Source organism: Reinekea thalattae, from assembly GCF_008041945.1.
Classification (GTDB): domain Bacteria; phylum Pseudomonadota; class Gammaproteobacteria; order Pseudomonadales; family Natronospirillaceae; genus Reinekea; species Reinekea thalattae.
Genome location: NZ_VKAD01000001.1, coordinates 1,875,278 through 1,893,938, shown reverse-complemented (window position 1 = coordinate 1,893,938; position 18,661 = coordinate 1,875,278). Strand labels below are relative to the sequence as shown.

Genomic DNA, 18,661 nt, shown 5'->3' with positions numbered 1-18,661 from the left:
ATGAAATAAGGCAAATGTTGATGTTTGAAATAAGCGTAAGTACTTAACATAAGCACCAGTATTTTAAGTGCTGGCAGAAATCAGTGCTTAGCGCGGCGTGCCGCAATGCGCCAAATAACCCGCCCGACAAGCTGCTTTTTATTTATTAGCCCAATCGCTTGGCTGGAAGTGCTGGCTGGGTTTTCGCCTGCGAGGCTTATTTGTTGCTGCGGATCAATGCTGACAATCCGTTTAATGATCAGCCCCAAGCTTGGGTGCTGCACAACAACGATATCGCCGGTTTGATAGGGAGTGAACAGCCGACGACAAATGACAACATAGTCGTCCGGCTGAAAAACAGGGTACATGCTGTACCCTGTTATACGAATGATCTTAACCAAGTTTTGGGTAGGTTACGGTCATTTCTGGTGGGTATGGGCAGGTTGCGTTGAACGTTTCAACACCTTTAGTTGCCCAGAAGCTTGCTGCAAATTCGTTTACTAATGCCAGTAGTTTTTCAGCTGACTCGCGAGAAACGTGTTGCTTACAAGCAGAGCCCGTTAGCATGATGTTGTGTACCAACTCATGAGTGTTCGGGAATTTTTCGAACTGTGGTGCTTTGAAGTAGTCACCCCAGATAACGCGGATTTCGTCTTTAACTTTACCAGCGTGTACTTCTTTTTCCTGCACTAGGCGGCCTAGTTGCGCTTGGTCTGCAATGCTTAGGCTGTCTTTAGCTTCTAGCTCGTTGATTAGATCAACGAAACGAATAACACTCAGTGCAGCGATCTGTGCAACTTGAGGATCGTAGATTTTGCAAGGAATATCACAGTGTGCAGAGGCACTGTCGAAACCGAATTGCTTGTCTAGGTTGCTCAGTAATTTATGTAACATAGTCATTACTCTCCTTTGCTTTTTTTGCTGCGAAAAGCAACAGTCGCGGCTAAAGCAAGCACAACAAGCGCGCCATAGAAGAACAGGTGGAATACAGCACTGGTCTCACTTGCGTGGTCGTGGCCTGGGTGAGCCTGAACCGTTGCAATGGTTGTAGCTAAAAGGATGAAAAGCTTAGTGATTGTTTGCATATTGAGTCCTCTCCAGTAGGGTGCATTCAATGCGATGTTTGGCAGAGCTTAGCTGCATAAAAAATGTAGCAAGCCACTGCGCTTTTGCTCTTTTTGGTTAACATCAACACCATTAAACCGCTCGATAGGTTGATGTTCAATGCTTTAGTGAGCGAATTGTCTCAGTCTAACAAAAGTGAGCCTAAGGGCATTACTTTTACGCGAATTTCACGCTTTTGCAATCTTTGCCGCTAGGCGGCAGTTAGGTTAGTTACCTTCAGCGCAATCAACAATCGCGCTTAGCTGCCAGCCAGTGGCTTGGTGCGTCAGGACTAAACAAGACTCGCCTGCTTGAATGTGGCGCTCATTAAACGAAGCATTATTCATCAGCCAGTCGCTGCTGTCTTGCCGTAATAGCTGCAGCTGAGCGTTAATCCAAGCTGTAAAGCCTTGTTCGCTATATAAAAAGTCACTGGCCGAAGCCAGAAGGGCTTGGCTATGAATAGCAGCATCAATGCCATCAATACTGTTAAATTCACTCACCAACTGCTGATGAATCTTTTCGGTGTGCTGTGCTGCTAAGGTTGCTTGATTGACGTCATCGATCAACAGCGGTGTTGTTGCCGTAGCCGCCAGTACAATACGTTCGAAAAGCTGATTCGGTTTTGCAATCTGGCGCAGATATAAATAGTAGCTACTGGCAAGCAGTACAGCGACTAAGCCTAGGGATACGATGCCTAGCAGTGGCTGTTGTGTTGGAGTTATGGCCCCAATATTGGCCTTACGCAGGAGTATTGGCAAGGTCACCTTGAGTTTATTCATAATGTTCATATTGGGTTCTGAATGACAACGTTTTGAAAAGCTTTGCTAATACAGTGGCAAATTTTAATGACCGAAGCAAGGAAGCTTATGTCTCTCGCAATCAGTTACTGCCGTGCGCACAACGGTATGGAAGCGCCGCTCGTTACCATCGAAGTACATCTTTCCTCAGGCCTTCCGGCCTTTTCTATTGTTGGTTTGCCAGAAGCGGCGGTGCGCGAAGCGCGTGAACGGGTGCGCTCAGCCATTCTGAATAGCCAGTACGATTTCCCTAACGGGCGTTTAACAGTGAATATGGCGCCAGCCGACCTACCCAAACAGGGTGGCCAGTTTGATTTAGCCATAGCGCTCGGCATTTTAGCCGCCAGCGATCAACTAGATGCCAAAGCGTTAAAAAATTACGAATGGCTGGCCGAACTTTCACTCAGTGGCGATTTGCGTAAAGGCCCAGGTGCATTACCCGCCGCCATTGCCTGCCAACAAGCTGGGCGAGTTTTGGTGTGTAGCCCAGATAATGCAGTTGAAGCGGCGCTGGTGACAGAAGGCAATGTCTTTGCTGCCCAGCATCTTTTGCAAGTTACTCGTATGTTGCGTGAGTCGGAATATCAATTGAGCCGACCTGAGCCGAACAAAAGCAATCAGCCTTTACTGCGTTACCCAGACCTTGCTGATGTTAAAGGCCAAAAAGCGGCGCGGCGCGCATTGGAAATTGCCGCCGCAGGCCGTCATAACTTGCTGTTGTTTGGCCCACCGGGGACCGGAAAAACCCTATTGGCTTCACGGTTGCCAAGCATCTTGCCGCCACTTTCGGAAGCCGAGGCGATAGAAATCGCTGCCGTGCAGTCGGTTGCAAACCTGCCGCTAGAGTGGCACCGCCGACCTTATCGTGCACCGCATCATACCGCTTCGGCCGCTGCGTTAATTGGTGGAGGTAGCAACCCAAAGCCCGGCGAGGTGACGTTGGCGCATAAAGGCGTGTTGTTTTTAGATGAAATCTCGGAGTTCCCGCGGCAGGTTCTCGATGTATTGAGAGAGCCATTAGAAAGCCATGAAGTCTGCATTTCGCGAGCTCGGCGGCAGAGTATTTTCCCTGCTAATTTTCAGCTGGTGGCGGCAATGAACCCAACGCCCGGCGGTTACGCGGCAGATGATCCACGCTCTAGCCGCTATACCAAAGCTCAAATCCAAAAATATGTGTCGCGGCTTTCTGGCCCGTTTTTAGATCGCATCGATTTACACATTGAGGTGCCATCGCTACCTAAAGAAGTACTCATGGCCGACCAACAACCCGAAAATTCCGAGCAGGTAAGACAGCGAGTGGTTACCGCGTGGCAAGCACAAATAAGCCGCCAAGGTTGTACCAACAGCGAACTTAAGGGTAACGCCTTGGATCAACATTGCGTGCTGGGCGATGCCGAACGGCAACTGCTCGATAAAGCCATGGATAAACTTGGCCTCAGCGCCCGCGCCTATCATCGCCTGTTAAGAGTCGCCCGTACCATTGCCGATTTAAACCAACAGCCACAAATAGATAGAGCAGCCATAATCGAGGCGTTGAACTGCCGACAGTTAGAGCGATTGATTGGGTAAGTAGAGCGCTGCAAGACGTGCTGGCGTTGATATGAAAATTAGCCAGAGCTCGTACTATTCAATTCGAGTAACAGCGTCCGCTTTAGAAGAGGTAGAACCGATATTGCGCCAAGCGGTGTACTGCTCACCTTTTACCCAAGTAATGCCGATATCTTCTTGCCACTGCGCCATATCATTGCTGCGGTAGCGCTCTCGAGTACAGCTTCCTGCGCCAAATGTTTGCCGACAGATGGTTAAAATGATGTAGCCTTCTTTGTAGTCAAGCGGATTCATAAGGCTATCGCAGGAAGTCATCAGTTTAGTAGGAGGCCTGAAAATAGTTTTGGCTAAAGGCTGTTCCTCTAGGCTGTTGACCTCTTTAATGGAGCAATCTCGAAAGTAGTATTCCTTTTGCTCGATGATTAAATCTGGCTTTGTTGTCTGCCACCAAGTCTCTAATGGTTCTGTTGTTGGCTTGATGTCGTTGTTTTTTCTCAGTGTGCTGATCTGAAAAAAGGCAACGAGTGAAATTGAGATGATGGCAATTGCAAGGGTGACGAATAGGTTGCGCTTCATCGGGGTATAACCCTGTCTTTTATCGATATGGCGGATACAAAGCATGCCGCCATTATTGATGCTTGATAAGTATCAGAGGTGGCAATCATTTAGCGTTAAAGGCTGCTCAGCGCAAAGCAGATGAATTACAAATCTAAATCGTATTCAACCATCACTGGGCAGTGCGGGCTTAAGCGTGGCTCGCGAATGATCTTTGAATCGACCACAAAGTCACCAAGGTTTGGTGTAATTAACTGATAGTCAATACGTGAACCATTGGCTTGGGCTTCGTCAAATGGCCAGAACGTGTGCTGACGATCTTGGCGGTTCACTTGGCGGAAGGCATCGACAAAGCCGATAGGCCCTAATACTTGGTCCATCCACGCACGCTCTTCGGGTAAAAAGCCCGGTTCACGTTGGTGTTCTTCCCAATTACCTAAGTCGACCGAGCGGTGCGCTACCTGATAGCTGCCTGCAAAAATAAAGTCGCGGCGTTTGCGGCGAGTGCGTTTGAGGTGTTGCTGAAAGGCTTCTAGGTATTCGAGTTTGTAATCGACGTCTTCGATCCATTGGGCTTTAGGGATCCAAACGGAGGCAACACTGACGTTATCGAAATCGGCCTGAATAAAGCCGCCTTCTAGATCGTACTGTGGATTACCAAAACCATAGATAATGGCTTTAGGCATAGCGCGACAGTAAATGGCGGTGCCTGCGTGATCGTCCTGCTCAGCATCGAAAAAGTAGGCATTATAGCCCGGTACTTCTAGGAACTTGTCAGGAAGGGTGTAGTGTTTAACTTTGGTGTCTTGTAAGCAGACAACATCTGCATCGAGCTGTTCCAGCCACTCTAAAAGCCCACGCTCAGCAGCATTCACAATGCCATTAACATTTAATGTGACGACCTTCATCTATTCCTACCAATACCTTCACTAACGACCTAACAACTTAACGATTATACTCTTACCGATCACAGCGGTAAGCGCTGTTCGAAGCTTGAGCTCTGTAAATGCGTCGCCTGAGCCAGTATGATGCTGGCGGTGACTGCCCGTTCGAACCGCGTATGTTACCTGAAATTCCGATACAATGATGTGACTTAAACGCATGATTTATTAATTCTTTTTATTTTTAATAGAGTCACCCTTTATGGATAGTACAAATACAACACTAAGTACAGCGAATTTAGAGCCTTGGCAGCAAGATTTTATCGATTATGCCATTGAAAAGAATGTCTTACAGTTCGGTGACTTTACCTTAAAGTCTGGCCGAAACAGTCCTTATTTTTTCAATGCAGGTCGTTTTGATGACGGCTTGTCGCAAAAAAAGCTAGGCCAAATTTATGCCAAAACCCTAATCGACTCGGGTATTGAGTTCGATATGATCTTTGGTCCTGCCTATAAGGGCATTACCATTGCTACTGCGACCACTTACGCATTGAGTGACCAGTACGACCGAAATGTTCCCTATGCCTACAACCGCAAAGAAGCCAAGGCTCATGGTGAGGGCGGCAAGCTTGTCGGTGCACAGGTAAAGGGCAATATTGTGCTGGTGGACGATGTCGTCACCGCAGGCACGGCCATTAAAGAAACCTTAGCCTTACTCGAACAGCATCCAGAAGCCAAATTGGTGGCTGCGGTGGTGTTGATTGATCGGCAAGAAAAACTCGATGGTTCAACTCTTTCGGCTATGCAAGCGCTAGAAAAGGATTACGGTATTCACATGATCGCGGCGATCCGCTTTGAGCAGATCATGGCTTATATTGAAGGTTCCGAGCAGTTGCGGCATCACGTTGAGCGTATGGCGGAATATCGTAAGCAGTACGGTGTTGCATAATCGGCGGCTCGGTCTAGCCTTTTTTATGATGAAGGCTGGCGTGCCGTTAATTAAAGGTGCTGGCCAGTTTTGTCCTAGTGAATGAATCATTGCCCAGTCTGATAACAAAAGGTTTCTGCTTAAGGTTGAACTCTTTGGCAGCTGTGATTGTCTGAATGCGATGACTAACCTAATTCAGTGGAAACCAAACCATGATTAAAAAGATTATTTTGTTGGCGCTTGTAGTAATTGCTGCTGCGGCTTTTTTATATTTCGACGTTGCAAGCTATTTGACGCTTGAGCAGTTAAAAAACCAGCAGGCAGCATTACAGCTTTATCGTGCTGACCACCCAGTACTTATGGCTGTCGCTTATGCGATTGTTTATATAGTTGTAACGGCGCTATCACTGCCAGGAGCGGCGCTATTAACATTAACCGGTGGCGCCGTATTTGGTGTGTTAGTCGGTACTTTGTTGGCGGTTGTGTCGGCCAGTATTGGCGCGAGTTTGGCGTTTTTGATTGCTCGTTATGTATTAGGTGAATGGGTACAAAAGAAATTTGCCGATCGCATTGAACCTGTGAATCAGGGTATTGAGCAGGATGGTGCAACCTACCTATTCACTTTGCGTTTAGTGCCAGTAGTGCCGTTTTTTGTCATCAATGTCGTTATGGGGCTGACAAAATTGCCGGTGTTTACTTTCTTCTGGGTTTCGCTAGTGGGCATGCTTGCCGGAACGGCTGTTTATGCCAATGCCGGTACACAGTTGGCTAAGCTCGACAGCCTATCAGGTATTTTGTCGCCAGCCTTGATTGGTTCCTTTGTACTGTTAGGACTGTTCCCGCTGATCACTAAAAAATTGGTCGCCTTCGTTAAAAGCCGCAATGCTTCGGCGGCCGAATAGCCGAAAACGCTTGGATCAGAGGTGGTTTGATTGCCACTTCTGGTCGTAACTCACTCTGATTTTCTGACCAAATAGTCTTTTGTTAACGAGGCTGTCGTAAGTCAGGCTTGTTTCTTTAACTGAAAGACTGCGCTGATGAATCAGCTGTTCGTTGTTGCCATGCTCTTGCTATACTGGCGCTTCAATTTAGATCTTTATGGCGCTTAACATGACTCACAGTCGTTCCTTATTTCACATGTTTTTGACTTCGTTCATGCTTGTAACTTCGTTATTGTTATTGTCTGCTTGTGGCACTAAGCCAGCTGAACTGACATTGCCAGAAGCAGAGTCTCATTCGGTTTCTGAATAGCTTTAATGCGCCTGCATATGTCTTTAATTAACCACTTTAACCACTTTAACCACTCTCTTACTATCTCGCTTTAACAAGGGCTTTCTAAATCATGGATTCGTTTTCTTACACTCAACAGCAGCTGCATGCTGAGAATCTACCCGTTGGTGAACTGGCGCAACGCTACGGCACGCCGCTGTATATCTATTCTCGTCAGGCGATTGAAACCCAATTTCAAGCCTATTTAGATGGTTTAGGAAAACACCCAGGGTTGATCTGCTTTGCAGTGAAAGCGAATTCGAATATCGGTGTATTGAGTTGTCTGGCAAAACAGGGAGCCGGTTTTGATATCGTCTCTGTTGGTGAATTAGAGCGCGTCATTGCTGCCGGTGGTGAGCCAAGCAAAGTTGTATTTTCTGGTGTTGCTAAAAAAGCCTTTGAGATGCGTCGTGCCTTAGAAGTGGGTATTCACTGCTTTAATGTTGAGTCTGCCGCCGAACTTGAACGTTTGAATGACGTTGCCGGTGAAATGGGCAAGGTTGCGCCGATTTCATTGCGAGTGAATCCAGATGTCGATGCCAAAACCCATCCTTATATATCGACTGGGCTAAAAGAAAATAAATTCGGTGTTGATTACCGTTTAGCGAAGGCGTTCTATCAGCGTGCGGCGCAGATGGGGAATGTTAAAATTATCGGTATGGATTGCCATATTGGTTCTCAGTTGTTAGAACCTCAACCCTTTGCCGATGCTCTAGAGCGATTGCTCAGCCTTATCGCTGAACTGAAAGCCGAAGGCATTGTGTTGCAACACATCGATATGGGCGGTGGCATTGGTGTTAAATATGAAGCCGCCGATCAAGAACCGGATGTCGCCAGCTATATCGCCGACTTGGTCGCGCACTTAGAGGGAACAGGCTTGTCGCTGGTGCTTGAGCCGGGGCGCAGCATTGTTGCCAACGCGGGTATCATGGTAACCGAAGTGGAATATTTAAAAGATAATGGCGAGCATCATTTTGCCATTGTCGATGCTGGCATGAACGATTTAATCCGTCCGTCGCTGTATCAGGCGTGGATGGATATTGTACCGGTTGATGCCGCTAGCCAAGGCAAAAACGCCCAGTGGGATATTGTTGGTCCGGTGTGTGAGTCAACCTGCTTTTTAGGCAAAGGTCGAAACCTAAACATTGCTCAAGGCGACTTGCTTGCGGTTAAGTCGGCCGGTGCCTATAGCTTTGTGATGGCGTCTAACTATAATACTCGCACACGCCCTGCTGAACTGATGGTCGACGGTGATAAAGTCACTGTGGTTCGCCAGCGCGAATCACTGGCCGATTTGTGGGCCGGCGAGTCCACTATAGATTGAGGTAATAATGCGGCTTAAGTTTACAAAGATGCACGGACTGGGTAACGACTTTATGGTCGTTGATGGCGTTACTCAAAACGTGGAGTTGCAAGAGTCGCTGATTGAACAGTGGGCGGATCGTAATTTTGGTATTGGTTTCGACCAGCTGCTATTAGTTGAGCCACCGTCTCGCCCTGATCGTGATTTCCGCTATCGCATTTTTAATGCCGATGGCAGCGAAGTAGAAAACTGCGGTAACGGCGCACGCTGTTTTGCGCGTTTTGTGCTCGATAACAAGCTGATTGACAGCCCACTGATTCGTGTTGAAACCGCCGGTGGCGATCTCGAATTGAATGTTCAGCCTGACGGACAGGTTACCGTGAACATGGGTCGACCGCGACTGCGACCTGAAAAAATCCCCTTTAATGCCACCGAGCGCGCAAACCTATATCCGCTTGTTGTTGACGGTCAGACGCTGCAAATCAGCGCCGTCAGTATGGGCAACCCGCATTCGGTCTTAAAGGTAGACTCAGTAGCGCAAGCGCCCGTTGCAACATTGGGCCCGTTAATTGAAAGCCACTCGGATTTCCCGCAGCGAGTGAATGCTGGCTTCATGGAAATTGTCGATCGCAATAATATTCGTTTGCGTGTCTTTGAACGCGGAGTTGGCGAAACCTTAGCCTGTGGTACCGGTGCCTGTGCTGCGGTTGTGGCGGGTATTTTAAATGGTTGGTTGGATCATAAGGTTGCGGTTGAATTGCCCGGCGGATCGGTTGTTATCGAATGGCCCGGCGATGGCAATGTCATGATGACAGGTCCTGCAGCGAGTGTATTTGAAGGCTATATCGATACGCATCAATCCTACTCACTTGGCCGTTCCGAGGGCGTATCTGTATGAATAATGAATTAAAAAAGTTACAAGTGACAGAGCAAGAGGTTGTTCAATACCTAACTCAGCGCCCCGATTTTTTTATTGATCATTCTGAGCTGCTCACCCAGTTACACTTAAAACACGACAGTGGCGATGCGATCTCGCTTATTGAGCGCCAAAACCATATTTTACGGCAACAAAACATCGACTTAGTCGATCGTTTAGAACAGTTTATCGATGTTGCTCAGCGCAATGATCGGCTGTTTTTTAAACTGCAAGATTTGGTTATTAAACTGCTGCCGTGTCATACCACTAATCAGATTTGTCGAGTGCTCAATACCGAGCTAAAAGAACAGTTCGATGTTGATGAAGTTCAGCTGGTGCTTAATCAGCCGCATCATACTGACAGCGACCTATGGCAACATTTTGAGCAAGACAATTTGCTGGCACACTTTGGCAGTGTTATTAGTGAGTTAAAAAATCAGTGTGGCGAATTTGATCAAGAGTTACGTGATCGAGTCTTTGTTAGTGGTGAGATAAAGTCGCTGGCAATGGCTGCTATTTGTCGAGGCGAACGCGCCATCGGTGTGCTGGTACTCGGCAGTCAGTCGAAAGAGCATTACCGTTCAAGTACCGACACGCTCTTTTTAGGCCATCTGGCGAAGGTTGTTAGCCAACTTCTAGACCGCTGCTAATTCAATCACTGGGTTCGCTAGCTGCCAGCAAAAATATACCTAAGGACATCAACGATGCGCATCTCTATGATTTGGGCCATGGCCGAAAATCGAACCATTGGTCGCGATAATAAATTGCCGTGGCATCTGCCGAATGATTTAAAATATTTTAAGCAGCTGACCACAGGTAAAGCCGTGATCATGGGGCGAAAAACCTATGACAGCATTGGCAAGCCGCTACCTAATCGCAGCAATATTGTTATTACGCGCGATACTCAGTTTTATGCCGAAGGCGTGCAGGTTGCACACAGCTTAGATGAAGCTATTGAGTTGGCCGAGGCTGCAAGTTTGGTGAACGCAAACGATGAAGTGATCGTCATGGGCGGTGCAGAAATTTATCGGCTTTGCTTACCTAAAGCCGACCGGCTCTACATTACCTTTGTGCATGCAGATGTCGATGGCGACGCGCACTTCCCCGAGTTTGATCTCAGCCAATACAACGAGATTGCACGCGAAGACTTTAGTGCCGACGGCCCTAACCCTTACGACTATTCATTTGTGGTATACGATAAACGACTCGCCAGCTAACGGCTTTATGGTTTTGCTTGCTTGGTGCGTTCATTTGTTCGGTAGGCTTACATTGCCTGAACTAAACCGGTGGTGCCGTTAATAAACATCTGTACCGCCATAATTAACAACAACATTCCCATCAGTCGTTCGACTGCCTGCAAGCCTTTATCTTTTAGAACTTTGTATAACATCGGTGCGCTAAGTAACGCGAGCGCCATAATTCCCCAAGCTAATAAAACCGCTAAGGTTAACTCGAATAACCGCTCGGCCTGTTGTTGATGCAATACCATTAGGGTTGCCAGCGTTGAAGGGCCGGCGATCATCGGCAATGCAATCGGAACCACTAAAGGTTCACCGCTGCCACCATAAATAGCCGCGCCGTTCTCATCGGGGAATATCAGCCGAATACCAACAATGAACAGGATAATACCGCCAGCAATGGTGATTGCTTCCGTTTGCAGATGAAACAGCTCTAAAATAAATCGGCCAAAAAATAGAAAAATCAGCATGATGCACAGGCCGATAAGTGTTTCGCGAATAATGATGCGTCGTCGCTTATTTGCGGGTACGTCTTTTAATACCGACAATAGAATAGGCACGTTACCGAAAGGGTCGATAACAAACAGCAACAGCAAAGCCGAAGAAATTATAGAGTTGTTAACGTCCAAATGAATTTATCCGAGTAATGAATTAGTGCGCCATTATCTAAGGTTTATCGCAAAGATTAAACATCGGCAGCTGGGTATCTTTACTAAAACCAGTACCTTTGGCTCATAATTGGTCTTGCTCTATCTGTTACCCTAGCCAGCCTTTTCTATTTCTTTAATTCAAGCAGAGTACAGTGAATGACAACTCTTTCTTCAAGCTCGTTAAAAAAAGCCCTATCACTGCCTGAGTTTATTGTTCTTACGGCGCTTATTACCTCGTTAATGGCACTGAGTACTGACTCCATGTTAGCGGCATTACCGGATATTGCGGCCGATCTAAAGGTGGTCGATTATCGTAACACCCAATGGATTATTAGCCTGATTATTCTGGGCATGTCGTTTGGGCAACTTATTTTTGGCCCGGTATCGGATGCCTATGGGCGTAAATTTTCTCTGGCCGTCGGTACGGTGATTTTTGTTATCGGTGGCAGTATCGCGATGTTGGCGCATTCTCTGCCGATGATGTTACTGGGACGTTTGATTCAAGGCATTGGTGCCGCAGGGCCGATTATCTCTTCGCGTGCCACAGTACGTGATCAGTATGTTGGAGATAAGATGGCGAAGGTGATGTCGTTTGTTATGTTGGTGTTTATTTTAGTGCCAATGTTGGCACCACTGATCGGTCAAATCATCATGTATGCATTCGGTTGGCGAGCGATTTTTGGTGCGCTGATACTGCTGTGTTTAGGCTCGTCATTGTGGTTTTTACTGCGCCAGCCGGAAACGTTAGAAAAAATAGATCGCCGTCCGTTGTCACTTTCTACAGTACTGCAGACCAGTTTGGTTGTGCTTAAAAAGCGCGTGGTGTTGGCCTATACGTTTGCCATTGGTTGTGTTTTTAGTGTCGTGATTGCCTACATTTCATCGGCGCAGCGTATCTTCCAAGAAATCTATTTGCTTGGCGATCTCATGCCTTACTACTTTGGTGCGCTTTCGCTCGGCATTGGTGGTGCGTCGTTTTTTAATGGCATGGTGGTTGAGCGCATTGGTGCGCGAAAAGTTTCTAGTCTTGCGTTGATGGGCTTATTGCTGACGCCATTGTTGATGCTACCCTTTGCGTTACTCAATGGCGGTAGCCCTCCGCTGTTGGTATTTATGGTGCTCGGTTTTGCGATGTTTTTCTGTTTAGGTCTATTGTTTGGTAATTTGAACGCGCTGGCCATGGTGCCATTGGGTAAAATGGCTGGTATCGGCTCGGCTATTATTGGCTGCGTCAGCAATACTGTAGGCGTTATTTTAGGCGGTATTATTGCGTGGCTATTTAACGGTACTTTACTGCCGTTTTTATTAGGCGTTGCCAGCTGTGCTAGCTTAGGTTTGGTTATTTTGTATAGCGTTCGCAACCACGAGATTGTTGCAGAATAATATTTTGCTAACTATGCCATCATTGATAAAACCGCCATCTATAAAGGAGCCATTTATGTTGAAGCCTAGAATGAGCATGATCACCTTGGGTGTGACTAATTTAGAGCGCTCTATCGAGTTTTATAAGGCGTTGGGTTTTCCAAGGCGCGGTGATCATGAGGACGTTGCGTTTTTTGAACTCAACGGCACTTGGCTTGGTTTATATGGCCGTGAAGCATTAGCAGAGGATGCCGAAGTCAGCGCTGACGGCAGCGGCTATAACAGCTTTACCATTTCTCATAATGTGCCGTCTGAAGCAGAGGTCGCGCAGGCTATCGAACATGCCGTCTCGATTGGTGGCAAATTAGTCAAGCCTGCGCAAAAAGCATTTTGGGGTGGCTACTCTGGTTATTTTTCTGACCCCGATGGTCATCTATGGGAAGTAGCTTATAACCCCTTCACTTGGATTGGGCCAGAAGACAATTAACACTAAGCCTGGAATTTAGACGTCATTTATAAAAAATATTGCATTTAAATTAAAAGGTGCCATTAATTAACCAGAATAAATAAAAGCAACCCTCAGACATAAAGTATGGGGTTGCTTATTTTTAGGAGGTTTCATATGGATCTATTTGCATTACTTAGTTCTGGCTTAGCTTTTTTTATTGTGGCGATATCACCCGGCCCTGCTACGGTTTCTAACGCCACTATTGCAATGAGTCATGGCCAGAAAACAAGTTTTGTTTATGCCACAGGCTTGTCGGCCAGTCTATTTGTTTGGGGTGTAATTGCGATGAGCGGCATGGGCGCGATACTTCAAACCTCTGTTTACTTGCTCATGGCACTGAAAATTTTTGGTGGCCTATACTTGCTAAGATTAGCGTTTTTTTCTGCTAAAGAAGCAATGAACTCTTCTAACGATAAGCTAGAAAAACTGCAAAGCCACAACTCGTTACGCGCATGGTTTATGAAAGGCTTTGTGTTGAACATGTCTAATCCAAAATCGGTACTGGCATGGATGGCGGCCTTGTCTGTTGGAGTGCAGGCGGATGCAGGTTTTAGCCAGTTGCTAGCGGGGTTGTTGGTGTGTACTTTTGCTGCGTTTGCTTCTAACTATATTTATTCGATTTGTTTTTCTTTTAACGGTGCGATGAAGGCTTACCAGCGTTTTCGACGCTGGGTCAGTGGTGCCGTTGCTGGGTTGTTTTCGATTGCAAGCATCGGGTTAATTCGTTCTGCGTTTAGCAAAAGTCCTGGCTAATACCTTTCTTAAATGCTGGCATCTTTAAATTCAGTAGTCTTAAAGCTAACTAGCTCGCGACACCTCGGGTTAATCAGAGGCGTCGCATTTTTATTAGCTGCAAACAATATTTCGGCGGCGAAATGATTTAGAGTTTTGCTCATAAAATTGAGTGTAGGCGCGGCGGTATTTATCGTCCTGATCAAACTTAGTTGCCGAGAAATCGATGCCTAAGGTGCTGAGTTCTTCAGTTACTAAAATTTCCAGCTGTTCTTGGTTTGGTGCTGCCTGTAATTCTTCGGCGGCGCAAATCATGTTGACCACGATAAGCGTAAACTGTTCATCGCTGTAGTTTGGTTCAAAATCAGTTACAGGACGATCTTTTTTGAAGTCGCTGATGCATTTTTGCGCGGCCTTTATCGCTTTTGAATTATTGATTAGAAAGGTGGACTTTTTCTCACTGGCTTCATAATTAGCAAGGTCTTCGGCTAATTTTTCGGCATCGTAGTCGATTCGCGAGTCGGCGAATTTTTCGACCAGCATGGCTTCGCGCTCAGTGTCACTAAGGTAGAAGTGAGTGGTTTCATAACAGCTTTTGGCGCTTTGAATTTCAACAAATTGGTAATTGCTGTAGTGATAATCTGCTGCGAAAGTAGAACCGCAAATCAGTAGTGTCAATAAGATAAAGTTTAGGTTTTTCACTGTGCTGCTCTCTTTGTTTTTATTGAGTGTTCTGTTTTAGTTTTTTCATTGCGTAATCGTTTATTTATTCTATTGTCGTTTTTGGCTGCGATGCTTTTTAATCACTTAGGTTTAGGTTGTGCGAAACTTAGTGCTAATAAAGTAGCGGGCTTATTATAGCCTGAACAGCACAACCCTTCTATTTGGCTTTGAGCCTTATCTTTAATCAGCTTAGTTGGTATTCGTTATAGAGCTTCGGCTATTTTTTATTATGCTCCGCTCTAGGATCATTGGCCTCTAAAAAATCGAGTTCCTCTTCACTAAAGCCTGCTTGTAATCGAGCTAAGCGGTTAAAAGGCCCTGCAATCGGTTTGCTTAGGTATTTATTCATCATATAAAAAAAGGTCTGATCAGGGTCTTGTTGGGCTTGTTCACAACGGTGACGAAACCAATGAGTTGCAGAGCTAACGTGGCCGACTTCGTCGTTACAAATAATGGTGAGCACGCGGATCATGTCTTTATCGTTCTGGCTTTCAAAGCGTTTTAATGTGGTCGGCACCACATCCAGTGCTCTGGCCTCAAACACGCGATGCACAATGCCCATGCGGGCGGTTAGATCATCGCCAGTCGTCACTGCCATTTTCCACAGTTCATTATGCGCTGGGAAGCTGCCGTAATCGTAGCCCATGCCCTGTAAACGCTGACGTAGCATACGGAAGTGACCGGCTTCTTCGGTAGCGCATTGCACCCAATCCTGATAATACTCTACAGGCATGTCGCGATAGCGATAGACGGCATCCCAAGCGAGGTTAACAGCGGTCAGTTCAATATGCGCTAACGAATGGATAAGCGCGGCGCGGCCTTCTTCTTTGGTCAGTTTGCGTTTGCCAAGATCGCGCGGCATGACGATCTCAGGCTTTTCTAGCCGGCCCGGTTCGTTGAGTAATAATGGCGCTTCGCCCTCTTGCCACTCCAGGCTGTTGCTTTGCCATTGGCCTGCGGCCTCGTCGGTCAGAGCCATCTTGAGTTCTGGGTCGGCGGTAAGAAAGCACTCTTTGGCTAGATCGTACAGGTTTTTCATAGTGCGCAATCGTTTAGGATAAAAGCGCCAGTTTACCCTATTTCGTTGCTCTCAGCGACGCCAAACCCAGCCAGCCATGGGCTGATGTTTTGGTTTATTCGTGGTTGCACATTTTACTGTCGTCGGTACGAAAGCCGTCTGCTTGCTCAAAAAACTTACCCTGCTGAGCTAAAAAGTCGACCAGCTGAGCGGCATCCATATCTTCTGCAGAGCAGGTATGAAAGCGACATTGCTCGCCAAATTGTTGGTTAATTTTCTCGATGAGAGAGGCTTTGCTGTAGCTTTGATTACTGTTGATCATCATCTGCATGACGTCGTGACCGTGGATACTTTGCATGTTTGCTCCTTCAGTGTTCAGCCGTTATCTAATTGCTTTGGTATAAGCAATATTGAAGCAAACAAATGGTTGGCGTAACTTGCGTTACATCAGTGCTCATTGATCGTGGCCGCTACAAACCCTGCTCAAGCAGCTGTTTGATCTTAATTGCCTTTTCAAAGTGGTCGAGTTTATGTTTGGTAATCCACCAGGTCGCTGCACTCATCAACGCCTCGGGGTCGTCGTTTTTGTTTTTAAAAAAGGCATAAAACGAAATGCCAACATCGCTGCCTTTTTGGTCTATCTTCTTGTTGCAGATGCCAATGGCATGCTGTCTTAGTTTGGTTTGCATCGTCGTTGACCCTAACCTAAAAGAGGCTGTTTAGTTATTAAGAGTTAGTTATTAAGAGTTAGTTATTAAGAGTTAGTTATTAAGAGTTAGTTGCTGCTAACCCTTTGTTAGCAGCTGAGAGCGTTGTTTTTTAGCGTCACTATTTTTTGTACTCGGTAGTACAGGCCGATCATTACTAAACTTAAAGCAAAGCAAAATAGGAATAGCCAGTCAGCGTTAAAGTAATGCAGGATAGCGCCACCGATTAACGGCGCTGCCGAAAAGCCTAACGATGATAACGTCGCGGCGCCAAAGTACGAGCCACGCAAATGTTTCGGTGCTATTTCATCGATCTGAACATTCAACGTTGGGAAGGCAATGACTTCTCCCATGCTTAAGACAAAGGTTGCAAATATCCACAACCAGGCCGCGCCGTCGATATTGCTTAAAAAGATAAGCTGAGAAACGCCCATCAGTGTCATACCTAATCGAGTACGAACATTGAGTGCAAATCGCTCTAGTAAATGCAGCATAGGGAATTGGAATAGCACGATGGTGAGCGTGTTGGTAAGCACCAACAAAGCTATCAGGGCTGCAGCATCATCAATGCTTGAGCGGACAATAATTTGCGGTACCGAGGATTCATACTGAGCATAGACAAACATCATGATGAAGTTGGCCGCCAGTAGGTATAAAAAAATACGGTCTTTTTTTAGAATGCTGACTGTTTCACGAAAGTTTGGCAGCAGCGTTTGGCTGGCGGATTTTTTAATATCCTGAATGCCAAAAAATAAAAATACGCTAAAGCCCAAATACACTAGGGCGCAAATCAAAAACAGTAGCTGAGGATTACTCAGTGCTAAGGTAATACCAATCACAGGGCCAATAGCGCCACCTAAATTAATTAAGAAATAGCGAATGTTTAAGCCTAATTCGCGATCTTTGTTATCGGGTAAGTGATCACCAATAACCGCCTTGGCGGGTGTTTCGATCATTGGGCGCATTAACCCAGTGAACATTAAAAATAATCCGAACTGCCAAATTTCTTGCGCTAAGCCAATACCAGCATAAGCAAAGGCTGCAACTAATCCGCCGATAACCATCACTGGGCGACGGCCTAATTTGTCAGACAGATAGCCGGTATAAAGTCCGGATGTTGCGCCGACAAATGCAGAGCCAGCCAACATAGCACCGACGGTAACTTCACTGGCGCCATGGTTGCGATACAGAATGGTAATTAGATAGGGCCACGCCATAAAATAGCTTGTGCGTGCCAGCAGAGAACCAATGAGAACAGTCCAAACCGGGGTGTTAAAGGATTTTAAGCGTCGCCATTGCAGCAGTTTATTTGAGTGATCCAACATCATTTCGTCCTAATAAAGCGTCGATTGCCGACAAAAAAGAATCACTTAGAAGCCGAATGCTTGTAGAGATACTTTGTTAGTTGAGAAGGCTTGTTAATTGAAGCTGTATGTATATACAATTTTATAGATTATCTATTTTAAGTACTAGAGCAAATTGTGGAGCAAGCGTCTCAATAACTGTCCCATTGAAAGCGCTATTTAGTCAGTATCAGGGTTTTGCTGCTTCCGCCCCAGCCGTATTTTTGATCTCGACCTTGAATGACGACGGTTGTGATCGATTGCGGAATCAGCACATTGCTGAGCGAACGAGTAAAGGGTTGCTCATTGGCATGGTCGTGCAGCAGTTGACGAACCCCAAACACCTCACCTTCTAACGACATCACTCGAAACGCATCGGCGTAGCGATTGGCTGAATCGTACGGTGACGACAGCGTGACATCGAAGCGGTAGGTTTGGCCTTGCGAGCTAACGGCAACCGCAACGACATCTGGGAACTGTTGTTCGGCCTGTAGCGTAGAGCTGGTAAATATCGAAAGCACTAGGCTGACGAGCAATCGAAAAGTGAGCTTGCTGACTGAATTAAGCATCTTGTTCGCCCCTATTGAATGGTGTGTTTTTGGTTTAGGTTCTTTAGGGTTTGCCAGTCTCATGGTTTAGCAACCAAGATTTTCGTTCTATGCCGCCAGCATAACCGGTGAGTTTACCGCTTTTACCGATCACGCGATGGCACGGCACAATCACTGAGATTGGGTTTTTACCATTAGCAAGGCCAACCGCGCGTACGGCTTTGGGGTTGCCAATCGCCTCGGCCAGCTGAGCATAACTCCAGCTTTCGCCAAAGGGAATTCGACATAAAGCTTGCCAAACCTGTTGTTGGAATGGCGTGCCGTGAGCGACGCAAGGCACGGTAAAACTTTTCAGCTTGCCAGTAAAATAAAGCTCTAATTCTTGCTTCGCCATTATAAGAATGGGATGTTCAGGCGCTTCTTTGCCCAATTCATTCGGCTTCGTGGTGTTTGTTTCAAACCAAAGCCCAAGCAAGCCTTCATCGTTGGCTTGTAAGCAGACGATGCCCAGCGGGCTATTAACCTGAGTGTAGTAATTCATACCTTAGG

The 18,661-nt window shown here is 46.4% G+C and carries 25 protein-coding genes; 11 read left to right on the top strand and 14 right to left on the bottom strand.

What is annotated here, in order from left to right:
• Positions 1–80 precede the first annotated feature (80 nt).
• The 4 genes from sodX to FME95_RS08610 all read right to left on the bottom strand — a co-directional run bounded on the left by sodX (position 81) and on the right by FME95_RS08610 (position 1,874).
• Entirely contained in the window at positions 81–380 is a 300-nt protein-coding gene (sodX, locus tag FME95_RS08625) for a nickel-type superoxide dismutase maturation protease (RefSeq protein WP_281289405.1), read from the bottom strand.
• Positions 373–879: a superoxide dismutase, Ni gene (gene sodN, locus FME95_RS08620; protein WP_246109341.1), complete on the bottom strand. Its 507-nt coding sequence runs from the start codon at positions 877–879 to the stop codon at positions 373–375. The genes sodX and sodN overlap by 8 nt, the downstream gene beginning before the upstream one ends.
• Entirely contained in the window at positions 879–1,064 is a 186-nt protein-coding gene (locus tag FME95_RS08615) for a hypothetical protein (RefSeq protein WP_147713980.1), read from the bottom strand. Before FME95_RS08615 ends, sodN begins: the two co-directional genes overlap by 1 nt.
• 246 nt (positions 1,065–1,310) lie before the next feature.
• Entirely contained in the window at positions 1,311–1,874 is a 564-nt protein-coding gene (locus FME95_RS08610) for a hypothetical protein (protein WP_147713979.1), read from the bottom strand.
• 78 nt (positions 1,875–1,952) lie between these two features.
• Between FME95_RS08610 and FME95_RS08605 the strand changes: the two genes are divergently transcribed.
• Complete coding sequence (locus FME95_RS08605) at positions 1,953–3,452, top strand: YifB family Mg chelatase-like AAA ATPase (RefSeq protein ID WP_147713978.1); 1,500 nt, start codon at positions 1,953–1,955, stop codon at positions 3,450–3,452.
• A gap of 54 nt (positions 3,453–3,506) precedes the next feature.
• Here FME95_RS08605 and FME95_RS08600 read toward each other — a convergent pair whose 3' ends face one another.
• Together FME95_RS08600 and FME95_RS08595 are read right to left on the bottom strand one after the other, a co-directional pair.
• Positions 3,507–4,007: a hypothetical protein gene (locus tag FME95_RS08600; protein WP_147713977.1), complete on the bottom strand. Its 501-nt coding sequence runs from the start codon at positions 4,005–4,007 to the stop codon at positions 3,507–3,509.
• A gap of 125 nt (positions 4,008–4,132) precedes the next feature.
• Positions 4,133–4,894: an exodeoxyribonuclease III gene (locus tag FME95_RS08595; RefSeq protein ID WP_147713976.1), complete on the bottom strand. Its 762-nt coding sequence runs from the start codon at positions 4,892–4,894 to the stop codon at positions 4,133–4,135.
• A 235-nt stretch (positions 4,895–5,129) separates the two neighbouring features.
• On the opposite strand from FME95_RS08595, the gene pyrE reads away from it, so the two are divergent.
• The 7 genes from pyrE (at position 5,130) to FME95_RS08565 (ending at position 10,500) form a co-directional block, all read left to right on the top strand.
• Positions 5,130–5,816: an orotate phosphoribosyltransferase gene (pyrE, locus tag FME95_RS08590; protein ID WP_147713975.1), complete on the top strand. Its 687-nt coding sequence runs from the start codon at positions 5,130–5,132 to the stop codon at positions 5,814–5,816.
• Between the two features lie 191 nt (positions 5,817–6,007).
• The gene (locus FME95_RS08585; RefSeq protein ID WP_147713974.1) at positions 6,008–6,697 is read left to right on the top strand and encodes a TVP38/TMEM64 family protein; all 690 of its coding nucleotides are present in this window, start codon (positions 6,008–6,010) and stop codon (positions 6,695–6,697) included.
• Positions 6,698–6,905: 208 nt separating this feature from the next.
• The gene (locus FME95_RS13635) at positions 6,906–7,046 is read left to right on the top strand and encodes a hypothetical protein (protein WP_187265481.1); all 141 of its coding nucleotides are present in this window, start codon (positions 6,906–6,908) and stop codon (positions 7,044–7,046) included.
• Positions 7,047–7,137: 91 nt separating this feature from the next.
• Positions 7,138–8,388 (top strand): diaminopimelate decarboxylase, encoded by a 1,251-nt coding sequence (lysA, locus tag FME95_RS08580; RefSeq protein ID WP_147713973.1) that lies wholly within the window; start codon positions 7,138–7,140, stop codon positions 8,386–8,388.
• A gap of 7 nt (positions 8,389–8,395) precedes the next feature.
• Positions 8,396–9,265 carry a diaminopimelate epimerase gene (gene dapF, locus FME95_RS08575; protein ID WP_147713972.1) on the top strand — a complete coding sequence of 290 codons (870 nt, stop codon included), beginning with the start codon at positions 8,396–8,398 and terminating at the stop codon, positions 9,263–9,265.
• Complete coding sequence (locus FME95_RS08570) at positions 9,262–9,933, top strand: DUF484 family protein (protein WP_147713971.1); 672 nt, start codon at positions 9,262–9,264, stop codon at positions 9,931–9,933. The genes dapF and FME95_RS08570 overlap by 4 nt, the downstream gene beginning before the upstream one ends.
• A 54-nt stretch (positions 9,934–9,987) precedes the next feature.
• The gene (locus FME95_RS08565; protein WP_147713970.1) at positions 9,988–10,500 is read left to right on the top strand and encodes a dihydrofolate reductase; all 513 of its coding nucleotides are present in this window, start codon (positions 9,988–9,990) and stop codon (positions 10,498–10,500) included.
• 47 nt (positions 10,501–10,547) lie between these two features.
• Here FME95_RS08565 and FME95_RS08560 read toward each other — a convergent pair whose 3' ends face one another.
• A complete protein-coding gene (locus FME95_RS08560; protein ID WP_147713969.1) occupies positions 10,548–11,150 on the bottom strand; it encodes a MarC family protein in 603 nt (200 codons plus the stop codon).
• Positions 11,151–11,327: 177 nt separating this feature from the next.
• Between FME95_RS08560 and FME95_RS08555 the strand changes: the two genes are divergently transcribed.
• The 3 genes from FME95_RS08555 (at position 11,328) to FME95_RS08545 (ending at position 13,794) form a co-directional block, all read left to right on the top strand.
• Positions 11,328–12,554 carry a multidrug effflux MFS transporter gene (locus FME95_RS08555; RefSeq protein ID WP_147713968.1) on the top strand — a complete coding sequence of 409 codons (1,227 nt, stop codon included), beginning with the start codon at positions 11,328–11,330 and terminating at the stop codon, positions 12,552–12,554.
• 55 nt (positions 12,555–12,609) lie between these two features.
• Positions 12,610–13,020 carry a VOC family protein gene (locus tag FME95_RS08550; RefSeq protein WP_342783519.1) on the top strand — a complete coding sequence of 137 codons (411 nt, stop codon included), beginning with the start codon at positions 12,610–12,612 and terminating at the stop codon, positions 13,018–13,020.
• A 135-nt stretch (positions 13,021–13,155) separates the two neighbouring features.
• Positions 13,156–13,794: a LysE family translocator gene (locus FME95_RS08545; protein WP_147713967.1), complete on the top strand. Its 639-nt coding sequence runs from the start codon at positions 13,156–13,158 to the stop codon at positions 13,792–13,794.
• Between the two features lie 93 nt (positions 13,795–13,887).
• On the opposite strand, the gene FME95_RS08540 is transcribed toward FME95_RS08545, so the two are convergent.
• The 7 genes from FME95_RS08540 to FME95_RS08510 all read right to left on the bottom strand — a co-directional run bounded on the left by FME95_RS08540 (position 13,888) and on the right by FME95_RS08510 (position 18,653).
• Positions 13,888–14,475 (bottom strand): hypothetical protein, encoded by a 588-nt coding sequence (locus tag FME95_RS08540; protein WP_147713966.1) that lies wholly within the window; start codon positions 14,473–14,475, stop codon positions 13,888–13,890.
• 238 nt (positions 14,476–14,713) lie between these two features.
• The gene (locus FME95_RS08535; RefSeq protein ID WP_147713965.1) at positions 14,714–15,535 is read right to left on the bottom strand and encodes a ferritin-like domain-containing protein; all 822 of its coding nucleotides are present in this window, start codon (positions 15,533–15,535) and stop codon (positions 14,714–14,716) included.
• A 94-nt stretch (positions 15,536–15,629) separates the two neighbouring features.
• Complete coding sequence (locus FME95_RS08530; RefSeq protein ID WP_147713964.1) at positions 15,630–15,872, bottom strand: YecH family metal-binding protein; 243 nt, start codon at positions 15,870–15,872, stop codon at positions 15,630–15,632.
• Positions 15,873–15,984: 112 nt separating this feature from the next.
• Positions 15,985–16,203, bottom strand: a complete 219-nt coding sequence (locus FME95_RS08525; protein WP_147713963.1) for a DUF6500 family protein — start codon at positions 16,201–16,203, stop codon at positions 15,985–15,987.
• Positions 16,204–16,310: 107 nt separating this feature from the next.
• The gene (locus FME95_RS08520) at positions 16,311–17,546 is read right to left on the bottom strand and encodes an MDR family MFS transporter (protein ID WP_222709927.1); all 1,236 of its coding nucleotides are present in this window, start codon (positions 17,544–17,546) and stop codon (positions 16,311–16,313) included.
• 194 nt (positions 17,547–17,740) lie between these two features.
• Entirely contained in the window at positions 17,741–18,133 is a 393-nt protein-coding gene (locus tag FME95_RS08515; protein ID WP_147713961.1) for a hypothetical protein, read from the bottom strand.
• Between the two features lie 43 nt (positions 18,134–18,176).
• Complete coding sequence (locus FME95_RS08510; protein ID WP_147713960.1) at positions 18,177–18,653, bottom strand: methylated-DNA--[protein]-cysteine S-methyltransferase; 477 nt, start codon at positions 18,651–18,653, stop codon at positions 18,177–18,179.
• Between the last annotated feature and the right edge of the window lie 8 nt (positions 18,654–18,661).